16 protein-coding genes are annotated in these 22,927 nt (G+C 67.1%); 7 read left to right on the plus strand and 9 right to left on the minus strand.

The window, feature by feature from the left end:
- Window positions 1-464 precede the first annotated feature (464 nt).
- The gene (locus tag OG432_RS15885; protein WP_328311587.1) at window positions 465-5,360 is read left to right on the plus strand and encodes a DEAD/DEAH box helicase; all 4,896 of its coding nucleotides are present in this window, start codon (window positions 465-467) and stop codon (window positions 5,358-5,360) included.
- Window positions 5,361-5,641: 281 nt separating this feature from the next.
- Here the strand turns inward: OG432_RS15885 and OG432_RS15890 are convergent, their stop codons facing one another.
- From OG432_RS15890 to OG432_RS15900, 3 genes are all read right to left on the minus strand, one after another.
- Window positions 5,642-7,420, minus strand: coding sequence for a tyrosine-type recombinase/integrase (locus tag OG432_RS15890; RefSeq protein WP_328311588.1), 1,779 nt, complete (start codon window positions 7,418-7,420; stop codon window positions 5,642-5,644).
- Window positions 7,417-7,713 (minus strand): helix-turn-helix domain-containing protein, encoded by a 297-nt coding sequence (locus OG432_RS15895; protein ID WP_328311589.1) that lies wholly within the window; start codon window positions 7,711-7,713, stop codon window positions 7,417-7,419. The genes OG432_RS15890 and OG432_RS15895 overlap by 4 nt, the downstream gene beginning before the upstream one ends.
- Window positions 7,714-7,882: 169 nt before the next feature.
- Complete coding sequence (locus OG432_RS15900; protein ID WP_328311590.1) at window positions 7,883-8,422, minus strand: helix-turn-helix transcriptional regulator; 540 nt, start codon at window positions 8,420-8,422, stop codon at window positions 7,883-7,885.
- Window positions 8,423-8,698: 276 nt separating this feature from the next.
- Between OG432_RS15900 and OG432_RS15905 the strand changes: the two genes are divergently transcribed.
- From OG432_RS15905 to OG432_RS15925, 5 genes are all read left to right on the plus strand, one after another.
- Entirely contained in the window at window positions 8,699-10,219 is a 1,521-nt protein-coding gene (locus tag OG432_RS15905) for a DnaB-like helicase N-terminal domain-containing protein (protein ID WP_328311591.1), read from the plus strand.
- Between the two features lie 339 nt (window positions 10,220-10,558).
- Entirely contained in the window at window positions 10,559-11,848 is a 1,290-nt protein-coding gene (locus OG432_RS15910) for a hypothetical protein (RefSeq protein ID WP_328311592.1), read from the plus strand.
- Window positions 11,849-12,246: 398 nt separating this feature from the next.
- Window positions 12,247-12,777, plus strand: coding sequence for a plasmid mobilization relaxosome protein MobC (gene mobC / locus OG432_RS15915; protein WP_328311593.1), 531 nt, complete (start codon window positions 12,247-12,249; stop codon window positions 12,775-12,777).
- The gene (locus tag OG432_RS15920) at window positions 12,774-14,486 is read left to right on the plus strand and encodes a relaxase/mobilization nuclease domain-containing protein (RefSeq protein WP_328311594.1); all 1,713 of its coding nucleotides are present in this window, start codon (window positions 12,774-12,776) and stop codon (window positions 14,484-14,486) included. Before mobC ends, OG432_RS15920 begins: the two co-directional genes overlap by 4 nt.
- A 108-nt stretch (window positions 14,487-14,594) precedes the next feature.
- Window positions 14,595-14,978, plus strand: a complete 384-nt coding sequence (locus tag OG432_RS15925; RefSeq protein WP_328311595.1) for a hypothetical protein — start codon at window positions 14,595-14,597, stop codon at window positions 14,976-14,978.
- Between the two features lie 231 nt (window positions 14,979-15,209).
- Here OG432_RS15925 and OG432_RS15930 read toward each other — a convergent pair whose 3' ends face one another.
- The 3 genes from OG432_RS15930 to OG432_RS15940 form a co-directional block, all read right to left on the minus strand.
- A complete protein-coding gene (locus OG432_RS15930) occupies window positions 15,210-16,727 on the minus strand; it encodes an amino acid permease (protein WP_328311596.1) in 1,518 nt (505 codons plus the stop codon).
- A 50-nt stretch (window positions 16,728-16,777) separates the two neighbouring features.
- Window positions 16,778-17,647: a hypothetical protein gene (locus OG432_RS15935; protein WP_328311597.1), complete on the minus strand. Its 870-nt coding sequence runs from the start codon at window positions 17,645-17,647 to the stop codon at window positions 16,778-16,780.
- Window positions 17,648-17,721: 74 nt separating this feature from the next.
- Entirely contained in the window at window positions 17,722-18,204 is a 483-nt protein-coding gene (locus OG432_RS15940) for a GNAT family N-acetyltransferase (RefSeq protein ID WP_328311598.1), read from the minus strand.
- A gap of 338 nt (window positions 18,205-18,542) precedes the next feature.
- On the opposite strand from OG432_RS15940, the gene aspS reads away from it, so the two are divergent.
- Entirely contained in the window at window positions 18,543-19,853 is a 1,311-nt protein-coding gene (gene aspS, locus OG432_RS15945) for an aspartate--tRNA(Asn) ligase (RefSeq protein ID WP_328311599.1), read from the plus strand.
- Window positions 19,854-19,911: 58 nt separating this feature from the next.
- On the opposite strand, the gene OG432_RS15950 is transcribed toward aspS, so the two are convergent.
- Genes OG432_RS15950 through OG432_RS15960 form a run of 3 tightly spaced genes read right to left on the minus strand, consistent with a single transcriptional unit; the run spans window position 19,912 to window position 22,926 of the window.
- Complete coding sequence (locus tag OG432_RS15950; protein ID WP_328311600.1) at window positions 19,912-20,682, minus strand: hypothetical protein; 771 nt, start codon at window positions 20,680-20,682, stop codon at window positions 19,912-19,914.
- A 37-nt stretch (window positions 20,683-20,719) separates the two neighbouring features.
- Window positions 20,720-21,628 carry a radical SAM protein gene (locus tag OG432_RS15955; RefSeq protein WP_328311601.1) on the minus strand — a complete coding sequence of 303 codons (909 nt, stop codon included), beginning with the start codon at window positions 21,626-21,628 and terminating at the stop codon, window positions 20,720-20,722.
- Window positions 21,625-22,926, minus strand: coding sequence for a radical SAM protein (locus OG432_RS15960; RefSeq protein ID WP_328311602.1), 1,302 nt, complete (start codon window positions 22,924-22,926; stop codon window positions 21,625-21,627). The genes OG432_RS15955 and OG432_RS15960 overlap by 4 nt, the downstream gene beginning before the upstream one ends.
- Between the last annotated feature and the right edge of the window lies 1 nt (window position 22,927).

The following is a 22,927-nucleotide window of genomic DNA, read 5'->3' on the forward strand; positions in this document are numbered from 1 at the left end:
AGACTTCCACCTCCCGCCAACGATCAGGTCATTTGGAGACGAGCCCAGATCAAGATCACAGGGGCAGCAGCCCCTGCCCCCGTTCCGTCTCCTGGGCGCCGACAACGATTTGTCGGCGTCCGTTCGCGGCCATGTCCTCGTCCACGACTTCGGTTACGACCGGCCGATGATCCCAGGGCTCAGCAATCCACATGGCCCGCAAACGTGACTGGCCCGGGGCCCGCCCCCTCCCCGGACACGACACTCAAGGCCAGCACCGGCTCCCGGATCGACGCCGACGGACTCTGTGCACGTCCTGTCGGCGAGATGTCGGGTGCCCGCGGGCGCTCTGGGCCCCACCGCCGGGGCCGTACGTTTCTCCGGATCACGACGCCCATGGCAGATAGGCTCTCCGGGGTTGATGCGCAGGCGAGCGTGGAACGCGAATTACCGCCGCCCATGGAGTGGCGAAGGAAGCAGGGGCTGTGACGACGACGGTGCACGACGTCCTGAAGGTGATCCGGGAGACATCGAAGGACAACCATGAACGTGGAACACGCTTCGAGCGGCTCATGGTCAAGTTCCTGCACACCGATCCGCAGTGGAACGAGCAGTTCAGTCAGGTCTGGCTGTGGGCCGACTGGCCAGGCGCCGCGGCAAACAAGAAGGACACTGGAATCGACCTGGTGGCTCAGGATCGGGAGACGGGCGGTTTCTGTGCCATCCAGTGCAAGTTTTACGAGCCCACGCACACGGTGCAGAAGCCGGACATAGACTCCTTCCTGGCCGCCTCGGGCAAGGGCGGGTTCACCCGCCGCATGATCATCTCCACAACGGAGAAGTGGGGTCCGAACGCGGAGGACACCATGGCTGGCCAGCAGCCACCGGTGACCCGCCTTGGCCTGTCCGACATCGCCGCGAGCCCGATCGCATGGCATCTGCCGCCACAATCCGGGGCGGCCTTTGACGTCGACTTGAAACTGCACGAGAAGAAGTCGCCGCGACCGCACCAGCGCGAGGCGATCGACGACGTGTTTGCTGGCTTCGCCGAGAACGATCGCGGCAAGCTGATCATGGCCTGCGGCACTGGCAAGACCTTCACCGGTCTGAAGATCGCCGAGCGCCTACAGAAAGAGCGCGCCCAGGCCGGCCAGGGAGAACACACCACAGTGCTGTTCCTGGTGCCCTCGATCGCCCTGCTCTCGCAGACGTTGCGGGAGTGGTCCTCAGAGACTCAGGTCACGCTGCGCCCGTTCGCCGTCTGCTCCGATGTGAAGGTCGGGAAGCAACAGGCCGTGAACGACAGCCAGGACATGGCGGCACATGACCTGGCGCTGCCAGCCACGACCGACCCGGACAAACTGATCAAGCAGATCGCGAGCGTGGCGGCGGGTCCGGGCCTGACCGTGGTCTTCTCGACCTATCAGTCGATCGACACTGTGGCTGCTGCGCAGAAGAAGGGCCTGAACCGATTCGACCTGGTCCTGTGCGACGAGGCCCACCGTACGACCGGCGTCACCATCGCTGGCGCCGACGAGTCAGCGTTCGTTCGCGTCCACGATGACGACTACCTCGGCAGCGACCGTCGGCTGTACATGACGGCCACTCCGCGCATCTACAACGAGGACACCCAGCAACAGGCCAAAGACTCCAGCGCCGCGGTCGCCTCGATGGACAGCGAGGAACTGTACGGGCCGGAGTTCCACCGCCTCGGCTTCGGCAAGGCCGTCGAGGAGGGCCTCCTTGCCGACTACAAGGTCCTGATCCTCACCGTGGACGAAGGCGTGGTCGCCAAGACTCTCCAACAGGGCTTCGCAGGAGGTGGCTCTGAGCTAAACCTCGACGACGCAGCGAAGATCATCGGCTGTTGGAACGCCATGGCCAAGAGAACAGGCACGTTCGCGGGCGGCGACGGCTTCGGCAAGGACGAAGCCCCAATGAAGCGCGCTGTCGCTTTCTCCCGTTCCATCGCCGACTCCCAGGCCATCGCCGACAACTTCAACGCCATCGTCGACGCCTACGACGAAGGCGATGACGAAGTGTTGCACTGCGAGGTCGAGCACGTCGACGGCACCTTCAACACCCTGCGCCGCAACCAGCGGTTGGATTGGCTCAAGCAGGACCCGGGGCCAGCAAACGCGCGCATCCTGTCCAACGCTCGCTGCCTGTCCGAGGGCGTCGATGTCCCCAGCTTGGACGCGGTGCTCTTCCTGCACCCTCGCAAGTCCGTGGTCGACGTCGTCCAGTCGGTCGGCCGGGTTATGCGCCGCGCCGAAGGAAAGTCGTACGGCTACATCATCCTGCCGGTTGCCGTTCCCGCCGGCATGCCACCCGTGCAGGCGCTCGCTAACAACGACCGCTTCCGTACCGTCTGGCAGGTCCTGCAGGCGCTGCGTTCCCACGACGACCGCTTCAACGCCACCGTCAACCAGATCTCTCTGAACCAGCAGGCACCGCAGAACATCGGCATCGGCCACGTCGCCCCGGGCGACGAGGCCCTCGGTGACCAGGACGGCTCTACTACGTCGGCCGAGGCCCAGAGCGCGCAAGATCAGGAAGCCCAGGGTGCGCAGTACATCCAGGAGGCCCTACTCAAGCTTGAGGACTGGCGCGAGGCAATCTATGCCCGCATCGTCGACAAGGTTGGGCAGCGCCAGTACTGGGAGCTGTGGGCGAAGGACGTGGCCGCCATCGCCCAGGCGCACGTAACCCGCATCAAGGCCGCACTGCAGCTGAGCGACAAGCGGGCCGCATTCGAGGAGTTCCTCGACGAACTCCGGGCGACCATAAACCCGGGCGTCACCGAGCCCGATGCCATCGACATGCTCGCACAGCACATCGTCACCAAGCCCGTATTCGACGCCCTCTTCAACAGCTACGCGTTCACCGAGCACAACCCGGTGTCCCATGCCATGCAGAAGATGCTGGATGTCCTCGACGATCAGGGCCTGGAGACCGAGAACAAGACCCTGGAGGACTTCTACAACTCGGTCCGAGTCCGGGCCAAGGGCATCGACAACCACACCGGCCGCCAGCAGGTCATCGTCGAGCTGTACGACAAATTCTTCAAGACCGCGCTCCCGAAGACTGCCGAGGCACTCGGCATCGTCTACACCCCGGTTGAAGTCGTGGACTTCATTATCCGCTCCACCGAACAGGCGCTTAACAAGCACTTCGGCCGTTCGCTGACCGACAAAGGCGTCCATGTCATCGATCCCTTTGTCGGCACCGGCACCTTCCCAGTCCGACTGCTTCAGTCTGGGCTGATCAAACCCGATGACTTGCTGCGCAAGTACACCAGCGAGCTGCACTCCAACGAGATCGTGCTGCTCGCCTACTACATCGCTGCCGTCAACATCGAAGCCGCCTACCACGAACTCGCCGACGAGGGTGGCGAGTACCAACCATTCGAGGGCATCGTACTGGCCGACACCTTCCAGCTAGCGGAAGGTGGGTCCGCCAAACTCGACGGCATGGACGTGCTAGAGGGCAACAGCGAGCGCGCGAAAAAGCAGAAGGCTCAGCCCATCACAGTCGTAATCGGCAACCCCCCTTACTCGGTCGGCCAGGACAGCGTCAACGACAACAACCAGAACCTCAAGTACGAGGCACTGGACGGCCGTATCGCGGAGACGTACGTAGCCAAGTCGGCCGTGGGTAACAAGAACAAGCTCTACGACTCTTACATTCGTGCCATCCGCTGGGCATCAGACCGCATCCAGGACGAGGGTGTCGTGGCCTTCGTCTCCAACGGTGGCTATATCGACGGCACCAGCGCAGACGGCCTCCGAAACTCGCTCGTCGAAGAATTCGATGCCATCTACTGTTACAACCTCCGCGGGAACCAGCGCACCGCTGGAGAGCAGTCCCAGAAGGAAGGCGGAAAGATCTTTGGTTCTGGAAGCCGCAACACCGTCGCCATCCTGCTCCTAGTCAAGGGCAGCAAAGCATCCACAGCCGAATCTGGATGCATGCTGCGCTACCGTGACATCGGCGACTACCTCAGCCGCGACGACAAGCTCCGCATCCTGAACTCCCAGGGCCTCGATACGATCGAGTGGGAAGAGATCACGCCGAATGCCGACGGCGACTGGATCAACCAGCGCTCCGAGGACTACGCCACCTTCCAGGCAATCGGCGACAAAGACAAGAAGCTTGCCACCAAGGTTGTTTTCTCTATGTACTCCAGCGGTCTCAATACAGCTCGCGACGCCTGGGTATACAACTTCTCTGCCGAGAAGGTGCGCACCAGCATGGAGTCGATGATTGACTTCTACAACAAACAGGTCGACGGATTCCGGAGCTACTGCGCTAACCACGGACTCACGGCTCCCGGCATTCGGGACGCTGAAAAATGGATCGACACTGACCCGAAGAAAATCAGCTGGAATCGTGCCGACAAGACCCGGCTGACTAAGGAGCAGAAGTACGTCTTCGATGCGGCCTGTGTTGTCACGTCAACATACCGCCCGTTCGCGAAGCAGAAGGTCTACTTCAACTCGCGCCTGAATGACATGACGTACCAGTTGCCTAGACTCTTCCCTTCTCCGGAGCATGGCAACCAGGGGTTCTACATTGTCGGAAGTGGCTCAGCTGTCCCCTTCTCTGTCCTGGTGTTGGACACTCTGCCTAATCTGCACGTAACAGGTGCTGGCAGTGGCGGAACCTTCTTCCCCCGTTACACCTACCGAGAGCTCGGCCAAGGCGATGACCTCTTCGCCGCCGCCGAACTGAATTCCGGCGGCTTTGAGCGCGTCACTAACATCACTACGGCCGCCGTCACTGCATATCGCGAAACCTACGCCGACCCTGACATCACCGGCGACGACATCTTCTTCTACACGTACGGCCTGCTCCACTCCCCGGCCTATCGTGAGCAGTTCGCTGCTGACTTGAAGAAGTCCCTCCCCCGCATCCCCCAGGTGCAGGATTTCCAAGGTTTCGCAGAGGCCGGCCGCGCCCTCTCCAAGCTTCACCTTGGCTACGAGCAGGCGGAGCCGTACGCGGGGATCGTCGAGCAGGTTTCTGGCGCAACATCGTCGACCCCACCTAGCGAGCTGTTCCGGGTCGGCAAGAAGATGAAGTTCCGCCGGGTGAAAGGCCAGGTCGACCGCACCGCCATTGTCTACAACCCCCGGGTCACGCTCACCAACATCCCGGAGGAGGCGTTCCGCTACCAGCTGGGTGCCCGCTCCGCGATCGAATGGATCATCGACCGGTACTGGGTGAAGACGGATAAGGACTCGGGGATTGTTAACGACCCCAACGACTGGTCCGAGGATCCTCGCTACATCATCGACTTGCTCAAGCGCATCGTCACGGTCAGCCTGGATACGATGAAGATCGTCGATGCACTACCCCCGCTCGACATCATCGAGTGACCCGAGTGCCTGCCGCTAGCTGAACGGGGCAAGGAGGGCGAATAACGAGTCGCTCTCCTTGCCCCGGGCCCCGCACCAGCAACTCTTCGTCAGAGTCGACAGAGTGCCGCCACCCGTCGTGCGCCTGGGTGTAAGCGGCGACGGCACCAGCATCACCGCACCGCTCAAGGTGCCATCTACCGTTGGCTCGTGGAAGCTAAGGGCCGACGCCGACGCGCTCAAAGACGTGGTCTGCCGGTCTGGTCCGCGGGTTGCGCTGCGGGCCAGACCGGCAGCCGGAGTCACAGCAGCGCCATCGTGTCGCCGTAATTCCCAGGATTTCTGGCTCGGTCCACAGCCTGTGCGCAAGCCTCGGCGAATGCGGCAGCAACGGCCTGCTGGTCCGTGCCACGGACCTGGGCCTCGACCTCCTGGCCTGGACGGCGAGTGGTGTGCCAGCGCACCAACAGATCGGTGTAGAGGTCGGCCTCGAACTCCCAGGCTGTGACGGACCATTGGGCATCGCGGCCGATATTGAGCCGCTCGCCACCGGCCAGGAACACGGCGTGGGCGTGGTGGACGATCCGGCGGTCGGGCAGGCAGTCGCGGATGGCCCGTGCGCCGCCTGGGCCCTTGTGCTCCCACTTCTCCCGGTCCCATTCCTCGACCTCTGCCGAGTAGTCGGGATGGTCAGCACCCCACTGCGAGGCCACCGCTTCCGCGTGCTCGTGGCGCAGGAACGGGATGCGACGATCGCCAAGGACAGCTACGTACACCGTCGGCTCGGCCAGAACGGAGGTCTGGCTCGGGCCAGGCACTGGACCTCCAGGCGCTGGTTCGAGCATGTGCGGTTTCGGGCCCCACAGGAGGCCGCCCACCTTCGCCGCTGTCTGCTGGAGCACCTGGCCCGTGAGGTGCTGATAGCGGCGGCGCATCCGGGCGGATTTTCCGGGTTCCCAGCCCATGATGCGGTCGACCACCGCTTCCGGGACACCAAGGATGAGCAAGACGGTCGCGGCCGTGTGGCGGGCGTCGTGGAGACGGCCATCACGGACCTTCGCCGCCTTGAGCAGATCCTTCCACCGGTGGAAGTCGGTGTTGGGGTTGAGGGGTTCGCCGGTCGGTGAGGTGAACACGTACCCCTTCTCCACCCACAGGTCCCGGGCGAGGGCGCGCTCGCGCTCTTGCTCTTCCTTGTGCCGCTTCAGAAGCTGCAGCAGCTCCTCGGGCATGCCGATCGGACGCTTGCCGGCGCGGGTTTTGGTGTCCTTCGTCTCGCGACGAATGTTGATCTTCTGCGGGCAGTAGCCAGGCTTGCGGCCGCACTTGTCGCCGCAGCCGTGTTGGTATCGGGGCCGCAGGCGGCCTCGGCGTACGAGGATGACGCCCACTTCGAAGTCGACGTCCTCCCACTTCAGGCCGAGGACCTCGCCCTGGCGCAGGCCGAGTGCGAGGGCGATGACCCAGCGGGCGGTATTGCGCACCTTGGTGGCCTCGGCGAGGAGGCGCTGGACCTCTTCGAGCGTGTACGGCTCGACCTCCTCCTCTTCTACCCTGGGCGCCTTGGCGACGGAGGCCGGATTGATGGTGAGGTGGCGGCGGCGCACGGCCTCGTTGAGCGCAGTCTTGACCGTCCGGTGTACCTGGTGGGCGGTGCCGGCGGAGCTGCCGTTCGCCTGCATCTTCCGGTAGAGACGCTCCAGGTGCTCGGGTTCCAGCTTCTCCAGGCGGTGCGCGCCCAAGCCGGGGATGAGGTGGTGGTAAACCGCCACGCGGTAGCCGTCGATGGTGTTCTCACCGACGTTCGGCGCGGCGATGTTCTCCACCCAGTGACTCAGCCAGGTCTCGACCGTCCAGGTCTGGCCAGCCTTGCGGACACCGGTGGAGTCGCGCTGCTTCTCCAGCTCTCGGACGACCTTGGTTACCTCAGCGCGGGTCTTGCGGCTGATGTGGCGCCGGTCCGGGGTGCCGTCGTCCTTGACGCCGACGGTGACACGGCCGTGCCAACGGCCGTCCTTGCCGAGGTAGATGGACGAGGCGCCGTTGGGCTGGCGGGACTTCGGTGCGGAGGATCGCGTCACGCGGCGGCCCCGAAGTCGGTCGCCGACAGGCGGCGGGCCAGGAAGTCGTTCACCGCCTCCGCTGGGATGCGGCGCAAGCTGCCGATCTTGACTGAGGCGATCTCGCCGGAGGACACGTACTCGTAGAGCTTGGTGCGGCCGATGCCGATCCGGCGAGCTGCCTCGGCAACGGTGAGGGCGACCAGAGTCGCGTCGCCGACGGATCGTCGCTCGACCACCAAGGTACGCAGGGCGTCTTCGGGGACGCCCAGGAGCTGGGCTATCTGGGAAATGGGCAGCGCAGGCTGCGGCATGGGGTACTCCTCCCGCCGGCGTCGCGGCGAGGCGGGAGCGGCAACTCCCGCCGGCCTGGCCGGTGGCGTCGTTCAGGGATGGATGGGTCGACGGATGATCGTCGGCGACAGATATCGCCGTGTGTGGAGGTTCTCGGCGTTCGTAGCGCCGTGAGGGGGCAGCAGCCGACTATTCGCCCGTGGGTGGCTGCTCCTGGTTTCGCAGGTGCGCCCGAGAAGGGTGCAGGCTCCTCTGCAGGGCCCGTTCTTCGAGCCGGAGGAGTTCGTCGACCTGCCCCCTCTGCTCGGGTCCCTTGTCCCCGTAGGCGTTGAGTTCCATGTCGATCTCGTGCAGGTGCATCTGGTTCCGGTCGATCGCCGCTCGCAGTTGGTGGTACTCCCGCGTCATCTGGACGTACTCACGGGCAAGCTCGCGGATGCGGGGCGTGGCCAGCTCTCCTGGCGGCCCCGTCAGGTCCTGCATGGTGATGTCGAAGACCTTGCAGAAGCCGAGCGCCTCGTCGAGGTTGACCCTGCGACGGGGTTTGCCACTCTCGATGCGCCAGATCGCCGACTGGTTGATCGGATGGCCGACAGCGGCCATCTCCTCGGCGAGCTTCACCGTGCTCCAACCGCGGACCTCGCGCTCCAGCTTGATGCGTGCGGCGACATGGTCCTCCGGCACCGGACGACCGGGACCGGCGCGCTCCGCACCTTCCTCACCGCTCACTCGCACCTCCCTTCACGCGACAGCGGGTCCACTGGGGCCAACGTCCACAACTAAACATCGTTGCGGAGTGAAATGCAAGGCGTTGCGCTGCCGAAAATCTCGGCTATGGTCGTAGTCCGCCGTACAGCGGTGGACAGATCCGCACACGCAAGCGGCCCCGGTGCTACGAACACCGGGGCCGAAGTAGAGGCTCACCGCACAACCATCCATCCCTGAACGATCGAAACCGGAGGCCGGGGTTGCCGCCCCGTAGTGGCCTGCCGGATGAGGAGCTCCATGCCCCAGGGTACGACCCTGCCTTCCCAGACGCCATCTCGCCTCGACGCGGATCTCGCCCCGACGGAGCCTCCGCACAACGTGGACGCCGAGCGCGCGGTGCTCGGCGCCTGCATGCACAACGGCGCAATCATCGACGCAGTCCGCCCAGTCCTGGGCGACGACACGTTCTACCGGCCCGCGCACGAGACCATCTGGCGCGCGCTGCTCACCCAGCGCCGCGAGGACAAGCCGACCGACCCGATCGTCCTCACCGAGCTCCTTGAGGAGCAGGGCGATCTGCAGCGAGTCGGTGGGCGCTCCTACGTCTTCCAGGTCTCCGACGTGCTCTACGGCACCGGCAATGCCGCGTACCACGCGGAGATCGTCCGCAAGAAGGCCGACCTGCGCCGCCTGCGCGCCTCTGCCGTACGCACCCTCCAACGCGCGCAGGAACCGGGTGCCGATCCCGAGGCGATACGCAGCGAGGTCGAAACGGAAGTACGCACCGAACGAGAGCGCGCCCTCGCCTCGGGCCAGGGGCGCCTGAACCGCTTCGCCAAAGACGGGTGGTCCTTCGTCAAGGAGACCGGAGCGGATGCCGAACCGCTGTGGGGGACCCGCGAGAAGACGGTCTGGGCCTCCGGCGAGAGCCTGATGATCGTCGGCGCGCCCGGCGTCGGCAAGACCACCCTGGCCCACCAGGTGATCTTCGCCCGCCTCGGCCTCCAGGAGACCGTCCTGGAGATGCCTGTCGCGCCCGCCAGGCGGGTGCTCTACCTGGCCATGGACCGCCCCAAGCAAATCGCCAGGGCCATGGACCGCCGTGTCTTCCCCAGCGACGAGAAGATCCTGCGCGAGCAGCTCGTGGTCTGGGAGGGCCCGCTGCCCGCCACCCTCGACAAGGAGCCCGACCTCCTTGCCGACCTCGCCGCCGCGCACCAGGCCGACACCATTGTGATCGACAGCCTCAAGGACGCCGTCAGCACCATGGTCGACGACAGCCTCGCCGTCGCCTTCCACAACGCCCGCATGCGCGCCCTGCGCAACGGCGTGGAGATCATGGAGCTGCACCACCAACGCAAGGCCACCGCCGACGCCCCGCGCGGCCAGCGTCCCGGCCTGGACCAGGTCTACGGCTCCACCTGGATCACCGCCGGCGCGGGCAGCGTCCTCTTCGTCACCGGGAAAGCCGGCGATCCCGCCGTCACCCTGCACCACCTCAAGACCCCCACCGGGGAGGTCGGCCCGTTGGACGTCACCCATGACCACAGGCGCGGCACCACCACCCTTGACCCGACGAAGGACCCCGCCGTCCTGCTGCGCAATGTCCCGAACGGGATGAGCGCCCGCGAGCTGGCGACTGTCCTGATCGGCGGGGGCGACCCCGAGCGTGCCGACCTGGAGAAGGCACGGCGCCGCCTGGAGAACCTCGTGGCCACCGGCCTGGCGACCAAGGTCGAGGGTGTCGCCGGGGGAGCCGGTGGCGGCCAGCAGACGCGTTATTACGCCTCAGCACGCCACCTCACCGCCGTCGGCTGACCTCCCCGCCGGGCCGCACGAAGCGATCACGGAACCGTACACGCGGCCCTCACGCCTGCACGTCGCCGCGGACCGCTCACAGCGTCCACGCTCACCGAGAAACCGCAGGTCAAGCGTTCACGCGAGCGTCCACGCCGTACACGCGACCAGGCGTACACGCGCGGGCCCCCCTTTAGAAGGGGGCCCGCGTGAACGCCCCCTCCGTGAACGCCCCTCGCTCCCACCTCGTAGGCCCCACTTTCGTGCCCTGGAGACCACCCCTTGCGCTCCCCCGCCCCCATAGCTCACACCGTCCAGAGCAGCGGCCCACTCCTGCCGGGCTGGGTCACCCCTTCCCCAATGACAGCGGTACTGGTCGTGCTGCTCGCCGTGTCCGCCGCATGGCTGGTCTGGCGGCAGCGCCGGCAGCCGCCGGTCCGCAGCCGGTGGCGCTCGACCGTCGCCGTGCGGGTGGCTGCCGTGGCCGCGGTCGGCTGCACCGCCTACAGCGCGGACACCGGCTGGCGGTTCGCCGCCGACTACCTGAAGATGGCCAGCACCGTCGAGCGCGCCTTCATGTTCGCCATCGCTGAACTGGCCCTGTTCGCCACCGCGCTGATGGCACGCCAGAACCTGAACGGCCCCCGCCAGGCTCCCGGTCTGCCCGGCGTCCTGGTGTGGGTGGTCACCACAGGTCAGCTCATCCCCGCCTACGCCGTGTTCGGGCCCGTCGGCGGCACCGTGCGGGCCCTGATCGGGCCCGTCATGGCGGCGATGCTGTGGCACCTGGCCATGGGCATCGAACTGCGCCACCGCACCCCCGACGCCGCCTCGCGCAGCCTGGCAGCCGTCCTGCTTCGTCAGGCACGCGAACGCCTGCTGGCCCGCCTCGGCATCGCCGACCAGGACGCCGATGCCGCCCGCCTCATCCGCGAGCGCGCACTGAGCGAGGCCGTCGCCCTGATCCTGCTCGCCGAGACGATGCCCGGAAAGAAGCGGGGCAAGCGGCGAGCACGGCGCCTGGCCGACCGCCTTCACCAGGCCCTGGAACGGGCCGACGTCGACGGCAACCCGCGCCAGGACGAGCTGCTGCTGCGCAAGCTCGCCACTCGCCAGCAGGCCCTCGGCCTCGCCTCCCTCACCCTGCCGCCGCGGTGGCACATCCCTGCCTCATCCACCCCCCGCAACGCAGAGCACAACCCCCGGGACGCCGACGCGCCCAGGCAGGGCAGGGGGACGGACCGCCCGAACCCGGGGGGTGCGGGTACCGAAGGCGCTGACCGGGCCGCCCACCCACAAGCAGCACCGCGCGACGAGGACCTTGCACGACCGCACCCGTCGGTACCGGACGCCGGCGCTACGCCCTCCGCCACGGCCGACTCCCCTGCGCCTGAGACGAAGGCCGCCTCCGTCGCAGCGCCACCGATCAAGGAGAAGCCCGAGAAGGGAGGGCGCAAGACCACCGTCCCCGATGCGGTGCTGTGGGCAACCGCCCGCGCAATCGGCGCTGAGCTCGGCACCGTCCCTCGCACCCAGCTGGAGGACGCGGTCAGGGCCAAGGAGTACACGATCCAAAAGGACCGCGCCAAAAAGGTCGCCGATGCCGTCATGGCGGAACTCGCCTCCGACAGCACCGCCACCGCCGCGTAAGCGCCACGGCGGAACTCCCGGCGCTGGCGGCCATGGCGGAATACCCGGCCTTGGCGGAACTCCGCCCGCCGCCGGCCGCCGCCAACGGAACGTCGCCAGCGACCCCCTCGTAACGCCGAGGCCATTCAACTCGGTTCCGCCAACCGCCAAGCCGACTACGCCGAGACGCTCATCCGCGACATCGCCCGCACGGTGAACAGCGCCTCCTTCGCCGGCAACCCCGCCGCACGTACGACCGCGCCACGCACAACCTCACGGAGACACATCCCATGCACGACGAGCACCACGAACTCCCCAGCCCTCAGCAGCAGATGACCACCACTCCAGCCACCGCGTCAGCAAGGTATCCCGCTGGACCGTCCACAGGCCGGTCTTACGGGGAAGCCTCCGCCCCGGGGGTGGCGGAGGCAGGCGGGCACCAGGGGGTGCCCGAGGAGAACCAGCCCGCCGACGCCGATCCCGCCGCTGCTGTCGCGCTGCCGCGTGCCGCCGACCAAGCCGCCCTGCACCGCGTCGCCCAGCGCCGCAAGCCCGACCAGAACGGCCGACGCAAGGAGCGCGTCGACGCCCGTTACAGCGTCGAGGAGAAGGCCGCCATCCTCACCAAAGCCAGGTCGCTGAACGTCAGTGGCGCCTACTACGTCGCCGCCCTCGCCTTGGGCCACGTCCAAGGCGACTTCACCCTGTCCGGTCAGCGCACCGCGCTCGACGACTACATCGACGAGCTCAACGCCCTGCGCCATCAGGTCGCGGCGATCGGGCACAACGTCAACCAGATCGCCAAGAAACTCAACTCCGGCGGCCATCCACACTCTGGGGACGGCGGCCTGCTGGCCCAGACCGACCGCACCCTGGACGCCGTCGGCACCGCCGTCAGGCAGATCGCGGCAGCCGCGAACCAGGCCGTCAGCCACAAGGCGCCCAGGTGATCGCGAAGATCAGCAGCGGCAAGAGCACCGCCGGCCTCATCCGCTACCTGTACGACACGAAGAAGGCCAAGGACCACACCGACCCCCACCTCGTCGCATCCTTCGACGGATTCGCCCCCGACCCCGGCCGCTCAGGCGACGACTTCGACGCCGTCAAGAAGCTCCTCGTGGCCGACCTCGACCTGCACGTCAAGCAGGCCCAGCGCCTCGGCCGAGCCTCCGAACGCCACGTGTGGCACTGCTCGATCCGCGCCGCCAAAACCGACCGCCATCTCAGCGACGAGGAGTGGGGCGCCATAGCGCGCCGCGTCGTCGCTGCCACCGGCATTGCCCCTGACGGCGATCCGGACGGCTGCCGCTGGGTCGCCGTCCGCCACGCCCCGGACCACATCCACATCGCCGCCACCAAGGTCCGCGCCGACCTGCGCACCGCCCGCCACTGGAACGACTACCTCACCGCCGACCGCGAACTCGCCGCCATCGAGAAGGAATACGGACTCCACCAAGTCGTACGCGGCGACCGCACCGCCGCCAAACGCCCCACCCGCGCCGAACAGGAGAAAGCGAACCGCGCCGGCCACGACCGGAGTGCCCGTGAACGTCTGCGCACGACGGTGCGCACCGTCGTGGCTGTCGCCACCAGCACCGAGGAGTTCATCCGCCTGCTGGAGCACACCGACGGCGTCCTCGTTGACGTCAAGCACTTCCCCTCCGGCGACGTGCGCGGTTACACCGTCGCCCTCGCCGGCGACACCAACGGCAAGCAGGAGCCCATCTGGTTCTCCGGATCCGAACTCTCCCCCGACCTGTCCCTCCCCAAGATCCGAAAGCGCCTCGACGCCACCGACCAGCCGCAGGGCGGCCCGCGCCGGGCGAACCCGTGGCATCAGGCCACCGCAGCGGCGGAACGCATCCCCCACCACCTCGATCAGGCATACGACGGGGCTGCCCAGGCCCACCTGGCCGCCTTCGGTGAAGCCCTCGACGTTCTCCCCCTCCTCGCACCCCAGGATGTTCGTCCCCAACTCTGTGAGGCAGCCGAGGCGTTCGAGCGAGCCACCCGCTCCCGCACCCAGGCCGAGCACCAGCATGCCCGCGCGCTGCGCGGCGCCGTGCGGGCCATGGTCCGCGAGAGCGCCCCCAGGGACGGTGCCCTGCTGGCGATGTTCCTCGACGCCGCGATCCTCGTCGTCATCGCCGCCGCCCACTGGCACCAGCTCCACCACCACGACCAACAGGTCGCCGCGGCCCGCCAGAGCCTGCTCCACCTCCAAGCCGCCTACGAGCAGACGGCTACCGCGCCGCTGATCGTTCTCGCCCAGCGCCGGCCTCCCCAACCGGTAGTGGAGCGGCACATCCTCCTCATCCGGCAGACCGTGCGCGACTACGCGGAACAGGTCCTTGAGGACCCTGCCGTCGACGCACTCACCGCCGTACTCGCCGACGCCGAGAAGGCAGGCCATAACCCGGAGCAGCTTCTTCGGCAGGCTGCGGATCAGCGTGCCCTGGCCGATGCCCGCCAGCCCGCGCGGGTCCTGACCTGGCGCATCGAACGCCTCGCTGCACGGCCGGCACCCAGCGCCCGCGCACGTGCAGCACAGGCCCGGAGCACGGCTCAGCGCCCAAGTGCACCGGGGCGGACGTCGCCCGTCTCCTCACCCCTGGCTCCCACCGCGCAGCCCGAGAAGGGCTCCGCCCGCCGGCGCTGACCAGGCATGCGCCGGCGAAAGGTAGCCGACGATCCCCGGTTACCGAAACCGGGAATCCTCCGGACCCTTGACGCATCAACCCCGCCCGCCCCTCGAAAGGAACCCCGTATGCCCCGCAACACCGAAATCCGACCCCACGTCGTCACCCTGCTCTGCGACACGGACTTCAAGGACAGGCCCGACACCAACACCTGGACCCACCGCGACGGACAGCCCTTCACCAAGGAGGAACAGGAAACCGCCCTCTCGGCCACCCGAGCCGAATTCGAAGAGTTCCACGCACAGCACAAGCGCTACATGGAGTACCTGCACGATAAGGACGCAGCCCCCGACGCCCTGCACCTCTTCCTCGCCCCCTTCATGGAACAGCTCACCACGAAGACCCTCGGCAACGCAGTCGAGCTCATGACCAAGGACGACCGGACCGAACTCGACCGTCTCCTCACGTCCATAGACGAGCCCGGTCGCCCCTTCACCCCGTACGCCCTCTGACAAACGCCACTGCACCGCACTTCACGCCGCTGATCGCTCGACCCGACAGCGGGCGCTGCCCGGCAGAGCACCCCGACACCACGGCCACCGCACAAGGCACCCTCGAATTCGGCGCCATGTACGGCGAGAGCTGACGATCAATGGCTGACGGCGGCCCGCACTGCGGGCCGCCGTCGCACTCGCACTACCGGCAGAGAAACAGGCCCTTGCCGGGGGCCTGCCGACGGCGAGCTACGAGCGGGCCGCTTCTCGCACTCCTTCATGGCTGGTGGCGCGGGGGTGGGTGGGGTTGAGGAACCACTTGCGGGCCGAGGCGAGCCACCAGGTGCCGCAGAAGGCGATGACGACACCTACCGCAACAGGCGCGTAGTTGAACGTCTTCACTGTGATGGGCGTGGTCTGCGGCAGCATGAACAGCACCGTGATCACCAGGACCCAGGCGACGGCGATCGTTCCGACGAGAGTGGACCAGGAGCCGAGGTGCCAAGGGCCGCGCTCGAACCGGCCCCCCAGGCGAAGCCGCAGGAAGGTCGGGATCACGTAGGCGATGTACAGGCCGATGGTCGCAATCGACGTGACAGCCGCGTATGCGGTGCTGTTCCACAGGTAGGGCAGCCCAAGGACGAAGGCACCGCCGGTGGCCAGCCAGACGGCGTTGGCGGGGGTGCGGGTCGCGGGGCTGAGCTTGTGCCACGTCCGGGAGAACGGCAGGGCGCCGTCACGCGAGAAGGCGTAGATCATGCGGGAGTTGGCCGTCACGGAGGCCATGCCGCAGAAGAGCTGGGCGACGATGACGACGACCAACAACCACTTGCCGGCCGCCGCACCGAGTGCGTCCATAAGGACCTGCGCCGGGGGTACCCCAGTCGCAGAGTCGAGGGCGCCGTCGTAGGACTGGACGGCGTACGTGAAGCCGAAGAGAAGGATGAACCCGGCCGCCAGCGATACGAGGATCGAGCGGACGATGCCCCTGGGGCCGGCGGTGGAGGCATCGATGGTCTCCTCCGTCATGTGGGCAGAGGCGTCGTAGCCGGTGAAGGTGTACTGCGCCATCAGCAGCCCGATCAGCACCACGTAGACACTGGAGGAGAAGCCGGTGTTGTTGACGAACTCGCCGAACACGAAGTGGATCGACTGATGGTGTTCGGGGACGAGCACCAGGGCGCCGCAGATGACCACCACACCGAGGATGTGCCACCAGATGGAGACCTCGTTGAGGAAGGCGACGATCCGTACGCCGAAGGTGTTCAGCACGCCGTGCAGGGCAAGGATGCCCCCGAACAGGATGATGGTGTGACCCGGTGTGGCCGGAAAGCCGAACTGGAGATCCAGTAAGGCGTTGAGGAAGGTGGCCGCGCCGAAGTCGATCCCGGCGGTCACGGCTATCTGCCCCAGAGTGTTCAACCAGCCGGTGAACCACGCCCACGCCGCCGCCGACCGCTGGGGAGCCATGCGATGGGCCCAGAAATACAGGCCCGCGCTGGTCGGGTACGCAGAGCAGACCTCGGCCATGGACAGTCCGACGAAGAGTGTCATGAGGCCGACGAACAGCCAGCCCCACATGATCACCGCTGGGCCGCCGGTGTTCATGCCGTAGCCGTACATCGTCATGCATCCGGACAGGATGGAGATGATCGTGAAGCTGACGCCGAAGTTCGCGCGGCCGGACATCGAGCGCGAGAGGGTCTGCTGATAGCCGAGTTGCTTCAGCCGATCCTCGTCAGAGACGCGGGAGACATCGAGAGGCACAGGTTCCGTCCTTCGTATGAGAGATGCGGGAGAGGGATGGGGCTGAGGGCTCAGTAGCGCCGACGCCGCGGAGGGCTGTAGGCCCAGGCACGGTGGCGCAGGAACAGGTCACGGGCCTGACCGCAGTACGCCCAGGGGAGCTGGGTGGCGTACGGTCCGAGCGCTTCGAAGACCTCCAGGGCCTCGCTGTGGCGGTTCGCGAACGACAGGGCGTGGGCTAGGTAGTTGGCGTCGTCGGCGAAACAGGCGTGCGGGTGCGGAGCGCGGTAGCGCCACCACCGCTCCAGCACGGGGTCGATCTGCGGGCACTCGACCCAGGGATGGATCGTCAGCCCGTAGGTGCGCTGGTTCAGCTCCTGACGCGAACGGTGCGCCTCTGCCAGAACGACCAGCGGAAGGACGGCGATGGGCAGCCCTTGGGGAGCGGTGGATGCCTGCTCGTCAGCCCACCACGCCGCCTCTCCTGGCCGGCCGTGGTGGCGAGCGAAGAGATAGGTGACGACCTCGTGGTGTGCTTCGCGGTTCCACGGGTCGCGCTGCTTGATCTCCTGCCACACCCGGCCGAGCGTGTCCCGGTTGGGGGCGTGGGTACGCAGCAGCGCGAGCATGACGACCAGCGGCGCCACGTCCTGGGGCCATGCGTCCAGCGTGGCGTGGCATGTGGACCAGGCTTCCTCCATCATCGGTCGTCCGGCCTTACGGCCAGCGATCATGGCGCGTAGGGCCTGCACGTTCGCGAGGAGAGCGAGAGCGTGCGGAGAGCGGGGCTCGGCCTTGGCCCAGGTGTCGGCGAACCTGAGCCGCGCCCCCGCTTCGGCGAGGATCTGTAGGCGGAAGATCCTCCGGTCCCAGTCCGGTCCAGTCGCCGCGAGCAGATCCCGGGCGCTCTCCCAGCGGCCCATCGCGGCGTCCTCCACCACTGGCCGTAGCGCCGCGTCATCGCGAGTCGGATGCTGGTCGAGCGGGGGACTGAGGTCGTGGCCGCTTCGCGCTCTCAACGGACCCGCCAGGACATCCGCGGGGCGTCGCGACTGAACCCGAGCGATGTGTACAGCGGCTCGCCCTCCGGGCTGGAGGCGAGGCTGAGGCGTTTGCAGCCGCAGGCCGCCATCCAGTCCATGAGCGCCGTTACCGTGGCTCGCGCATAGCCCCGCCTGCGGAATTCCGGATCGGTGGCAACGGTGCTGATGTCGCCGTTGAACGGCTTGCCGCTGTCGGGGCCAGGGAGCCGGGGCAGCAGCAGACCCATCGCACAGGCCGCCATGCGGCCAGCTCCGGCATCGACCACGAACGCGGCAGCCTTGTTCGGGTCGCGAAGCAGAGAAGCGATGGCCTCCTCGCACTCCTTGACCCAAGGCCCGGTCGGCACTGCCCGCGGCTTGGTCCAGGGCGTCACCGGGCAGGTCAGCGAAAGATGACGAAGACGGGCCAGCTCCCCGGCGTCCGCGGCCACCGCCCGTCGCACAGATACGGTCACAACAGATCCTCTCGATCAACGGCGCGTTCTTGATTGCGGCGGTGCCAGGTGGGTCCGTATCCTGCTGAGCAACGCGCTGACGGAGACGAGTAGCCAGGGTTCACGCGAGCAGAGAGAGCCGCCGGTAGCTGGGAAGGCGGCCTTGCGCCCCCAGGTGAAGACCCTCCCGAGCGCGGGGAGGAACGACCACGCCGTGGTCCAATGCCCCGCCGGCCGGCCCCCGTCACCGGGCCCGAATGAGGCCGCCACCTCGTGGCGGCGAAAGTGCGGTGGTACCGCGAGTTCCCTTCTCGCCCGCACTCCCAAGGGATCATGACGATGTCCTTCGGAGGACCGCAATGATCCAAAGCCGCGTACACGTCTCCGACCTGCGAGAACACGTCGGCCGTACCGTTTCCGTCTGCGGGTGGGTAAACACGCTCCGCCTGCAACGCAAGATGCAGTTCATCGTCGTCCGGGACAGCACCGGTATGGCGCAGGTGACCCACAAGCGCGACGACGGGCCGCTGGAAGCCCAGCTCGAAGCACTCACCCCCGAATCCGCCGTACGGATCACCGGACGTGTCGTCGACGCCGCCCAGGTAAAGCTCGGCGGTCTGGAGATCGTCCCCGAACGGGTGGAGGTCCTGAACCGGGCCGCGACGCCATTGCCGATCGACGAACACACCGGCTTGGAGCAGCGCCTCGACTGGCGCTTCCTGGATGTACGGCGCCGGCCCGCCAGCCAGCTGCTGTTCGCCGTGCAGACCACCCTGGAACAGGGGATGCGCGAGTACGCCTACGCGCAAGGCGCCACCGAAATGCACACGCCCAAGCTCATGGGCACCGCCTCCGAGTCCGGCGCGGAAGTCTTCAAGCTCGGCTACTTCGACCGCTCCGCCTATCTGGCGCAGTCGCCGCAGTTCTACAAGCAGATGGCGATCTCGGCCGGGATCGAGAAAGTCTTCGAGATCGGTCCTGTCTTCCGCGCCGAGCCGTCGTTCACTTCCCGCCACGCCACCGAGTTCACCGGTGTCGACGTCGAGCTGGCCTGGATTGACGGCGTCGAGGACGTCATGGCCTTCGAGGAGCAGATGCTCGCCCACGCCATCGGCAAGGTCGCCGAAGCACACGGTGAGGCGATCGCGGAGCACTTCGGAGTCGAAGTGGCCGTCCCCACCACGCCGTTCCCTCGGATCACCATGGCCGAGGCGCACGAGATCCTGCGCAAGGGCGGCTGGGACCCCGAGGGGTCCAAGGTGGACTTGGACCCGGAGGGCGAGCGGAGCATCTCGGCGCACATCAAGCAGGCCACCGGGCACGAGTTCGTGTTCATCACGCACTACCCGGTCGGCATCCGGCCCTTCTACCACATGCGCCCGGCCGACGACCCGGACGTGACGCTGAGCTTCGACCTGCTGTGGAAGGGGCTGGAGGTCACCACCGGCGCCCAGCGCGAGCACCGCTACGACATCCTGCTCAAGCAGGCCGCCGAAAAGGGCATGAGCACCGAACCGCTCCAGGACTACCTGAACGCCTTCCGATTTGGCTGTCCGCCGCATGGCGGGCTCGGCATGGGCCTCGGTCGGGTGCTGATGGTGATGCTCGGCCTTGACTCGATCCGTGAGGCCACGTTCCTCTTCCGCGGACCGAACCGGCTCACGCCGTAGCCGACAATGGGTGGCGTCCCACGGCACGGGCAAGCGCCTCGTGCCGTGGGACGCGGTCTCAGTAGCGGACATTGCGCAGGTCATGCGTCCAAGCCTCATCCGGGTACTTGTCCCAGTAGGTCCGTAGCGCCAACTCCCGTTCGGCGAAATGGCCTTGGCGGCACAGGCCGCCATGGGAGAGCGTCACGCTCATGGCGAGTGCCGACTCGGTAGTGACCCAGTGGGGCGTCAGAGCATGGCTCCAGAGCTGGTCGCCGGGGTGCATGGTGACGGACTGGCGGCCGGCCGGATCATGTGTAGGCGGGTCCTCGCCGGTTGTTTCACCGAGTACCGCTGCCTCGGCCGACAGGTGCTGGTCCGGGTCGAGGTAGCTGTGGAAGGTCTTTGTGCCGTGGACCTGCCAGACCAGACCGTGTGAGTTGTCGTTGTGGTAGGTCGAGGCGGCGCCCTTGGTCGACAGGAACAGGATGGGCGCCAGCCGCTGCCAGGTGAACCCCTGGCCGGACAGATGGGCGCGCCAGGGGATCATGACCTCCTCCTGGAAACCGTTCAGGAGGTCGTCGTAGAAGCGGCTGAGGTTGAAGTGCACCAGCCGGAACGGCCAGGTGACGATCTCCTCGATCGGCGCGGTGCGAAAGCCGGCCGTGCGGTCCATACGCACCTGCCAGTCGTCGTCCCCGAGGATCGTGAACCGGACCTCCTCGTCCCGGCGCACGTGGTCGAGGACGTCGATGGCTGGCTGGAACATGTAGTCGAAGGGCACCTCCAGTGGGAAGTTCGGCGGCTGCCTCCACCGGAGGCCGAAGTCGTCGGGCGTCGTAAGAGTCATAGAGCGGTCCGTGGAGTCGGTTTGCATCGAGGCGGCCCTACGCCACAGCGCAGGACGCACTGTCGTCGGCGCACGTGCTGGCGGGGCGGCAAATAGCGGCACAGTCAGGCGACACGCGGTCCTGCGCCGGCGAGGTCAGAAACTGCGCGATCACAGCCCGGGGAGCATGGGCGCTGGTCGATGCCTGGCCGTAGGGGCAGCGCCGGATGTCGCCTTCCGCAGAGACATACGCGGTCGCTGAACGGCATGACCGCCGCTCGCCCCCGCCCCCGTCCCCTCGGAATTGCAGGTCCCGCAGCTCGTCGAGGTAGGCCCGGTACCGGGCGGACAGATGGAAGTAGCGTCCCAGGACGTCGGCATCGAGCCTCTGCTGCACCAGGTAGTCCTGAACCGAGTTGCCGGCCCGACGTAGGGCGCGCTCGTCGAGAACGACAGGACTGAACTGGACCTCCACCCCTGCTTTGGAAACGAGGTCAGCCAAGTCTCGGCACTCCTCATCGCGCATGTCCCAGCAGGTGACGTGCAGGATCCTCGTTTCGGTGCTGATGGCGCGCAAGGCGTCGAGGCCGGACGCGGCGGTGCGGGTGGTGCGACCCAACAGCATCGCGCCCTGCGAGTCGGCGGAGACCGTCACATTGGTCAGCAGGTGAGCGACCTTGGAGAGGGTGATGACCTCGGCCACGGTTCGGGCGGAGGTCACGATCGATACCGCCATGCCGAACTGGCGCGACAGGCGTACCAGTTGGCGGAGTTGGGGATGGTGCGTTGGTTCGCCACCGCTCAGGCACACGCCTTCCACGCCTGCCTCCTTCAGCCGCGACAGGGTGCGGGTGTAGGTCGCGGTGTCGAGGAAGCCATGGGCACGGTCGGCGCGGAAGCAGAACCCGCAGGCCACCTTGCAGTGCCCAGCCGTGGAGATCATTGCGGTACGGACTTGGGTGGTCATTGCACCCCCGTGTTGTCCCACACCGCGATCTCCACGGTGCTCGTGTAGAACGCGCACATCTCCGGGTCTGGCCTGCTGCCGCCGATGAGCGCCTGCTCATTGCGGGAAGGGCCGCCGCAGATCGCGAGTGCCGGGCAGTCGCCGCACTCGGGGATCGGTGCGACCTTCTTCGCCACGCCGGCCAGCAGACTGGGCTCGGCCCGCAGCTCGTCGAGGGTGTGCAGGAACGACGGCTCGGTGAAGTTGATGTCGCACAGGCTGACCCGGTTGCCGGGCAGCAGGGCGGCGTTCAGGCTGCGGTCGCCCTGCATGTGGTCGAACAGCATCGGCCGGCGGGTGTCGAGTGCCTGGAAAGCGCGGTCGAGGACGGAGAACAGCATCCCGCCCCGCCCCAGAGCGGCGGCGCGCGCCGCGTACAGCTCGCGGGCCAGGTCGGCGCCGTCGACTCGCCAGCGGCCGGCGGTCGGGATGGGCGTGTTGACGTAGATGAACTTCAAGCCGAGGTCGTCGATGATCCACCGGACGGTTTCGGCGAGGCGTCCGATGTTCGCGGCCGTCGGGGTGAGGTTGCAGCCCACGTGCAGGCCGTTCGCGTCGATGTACCGGGCTACGTTGCGGCGTATCCGGTCGTCTGCGGGCTGACCGCCGAGCAGCAGGCGATTAGCCGAATTGATTCCCGGCGGTCCGTCGATGGAGATGCCGACCCCGTACTCGTAGGCGACGAGGTGGTCGAGTGCCTCGTCTGTCAGACGGGCGCCATTGGTGACGACTGTGCGCCGCACCCTGCGGACGTCGTAGCGATCGGCGAGGGTGTCGGCGAGCTGATCGCCGTAGCGCATGAGGTCGAAGCGGATGGTCGGCTCGCCACCGAACCATTGGATGGAGACCTCGTCCTGCCCGGCGTTCTGTTCGAACAGGAACTCCAGCCCTTCCGTCAGCTCCTCCTTCGTCATATCCGGCTTACCGGAGTTCGTGTCGACGAAGCAGTACGTGCAGGCCATGTTGCAGCGATCGGTCAGGACTACGCGCAGGCCGCTGATACGGCGAGGGGCGGCGTCGAGTCCGAGGTGGTGAAGGCGATGGTTGAGTGCTTCACGCCGATCGACCGACGAGTCGTCGGGAGTGAAGCCGAGCCCAGCGAGGGCTTCGTGAGTCGCGGTCGGGGGGACTCCGGCGAGGTCGTGGACCTCGCCGGAGTCGATGAACACACTGTCCAGGCTGACCGGGTCGAGGAGAACCGCTTCCCCATCCCGCTCGTACTGGAAGTACTTCCCCCACAGCATCCGGGGGACGGCCATG

Source organism: Streptomyces sp. NBC_00442, assembly GCF_036014195.1.
Lineage (GTDB): Bacteria > Actinomycetota > Actinomycetes > Streptomycetales > Streptomycetaceae > Streptomyces.

Excerpts from the sequence above, each read along its gene's own strand:
- OG432_RS15960 (WP_328311602.1), bottom strand. The coding sequence starts at position 22,926 with ATGGCCGTCCCCCGGATGCTGTGGGGGAAGTACTTCCAGTACGAGCGG.
- OG432_RS15925 (WP_328311595.1), top strand. The coding sequence starts at position 14,595 with ATGCCCCGCAACACCGAAATCCGACCCCACGTCGTCACCCTGCTCTGC.
- OG432_RS15955 (WP_328311601.1), bottom strand. The coding sequence starts at position 21,628 with ATGACCACCCAAGTCCGTACCGCAATGATCTCCACGGCTGGGCACTGC.
- aspS (WP_328311599.1), top strand. The coding sequence starts at position 18,543 with ATGATCCAAAGCCGCGTACACGTCTCCGACCTGCGAGAACACGTCGGC.
- OG432_RS15895 (WP_328311589.1), bottom strand. The coding sequence starts at position 7,713 with ATGCCGCAGCCTGCGCTGCCCATTTCCCAGATAGCCCAGCTCCTGGGC.
- OG432_RS15905 (WP_328311591.1), top strand. The coding sequence starts at position 8,699 with ATGCCCCAGGGTACGACCCTGCCTTCCCAGACGCCATCTCGCCTCGAC.
- OG432_RS15950 (WP_328311600.1), bottom strand. The coding sequence starts at position 20,682 with ATGACTCTTACGACGCCCGACGACTTCGGCCTCCGGTGGAGGCAGCCG.
- OG432_RS15910 (WP_328311592.1), top strand. The coding sequence starts at position 10,559 with ATGACAGCGGTACTGGTCGTGCTGCTCGCCGTGTCCGCCGCATGGCTG.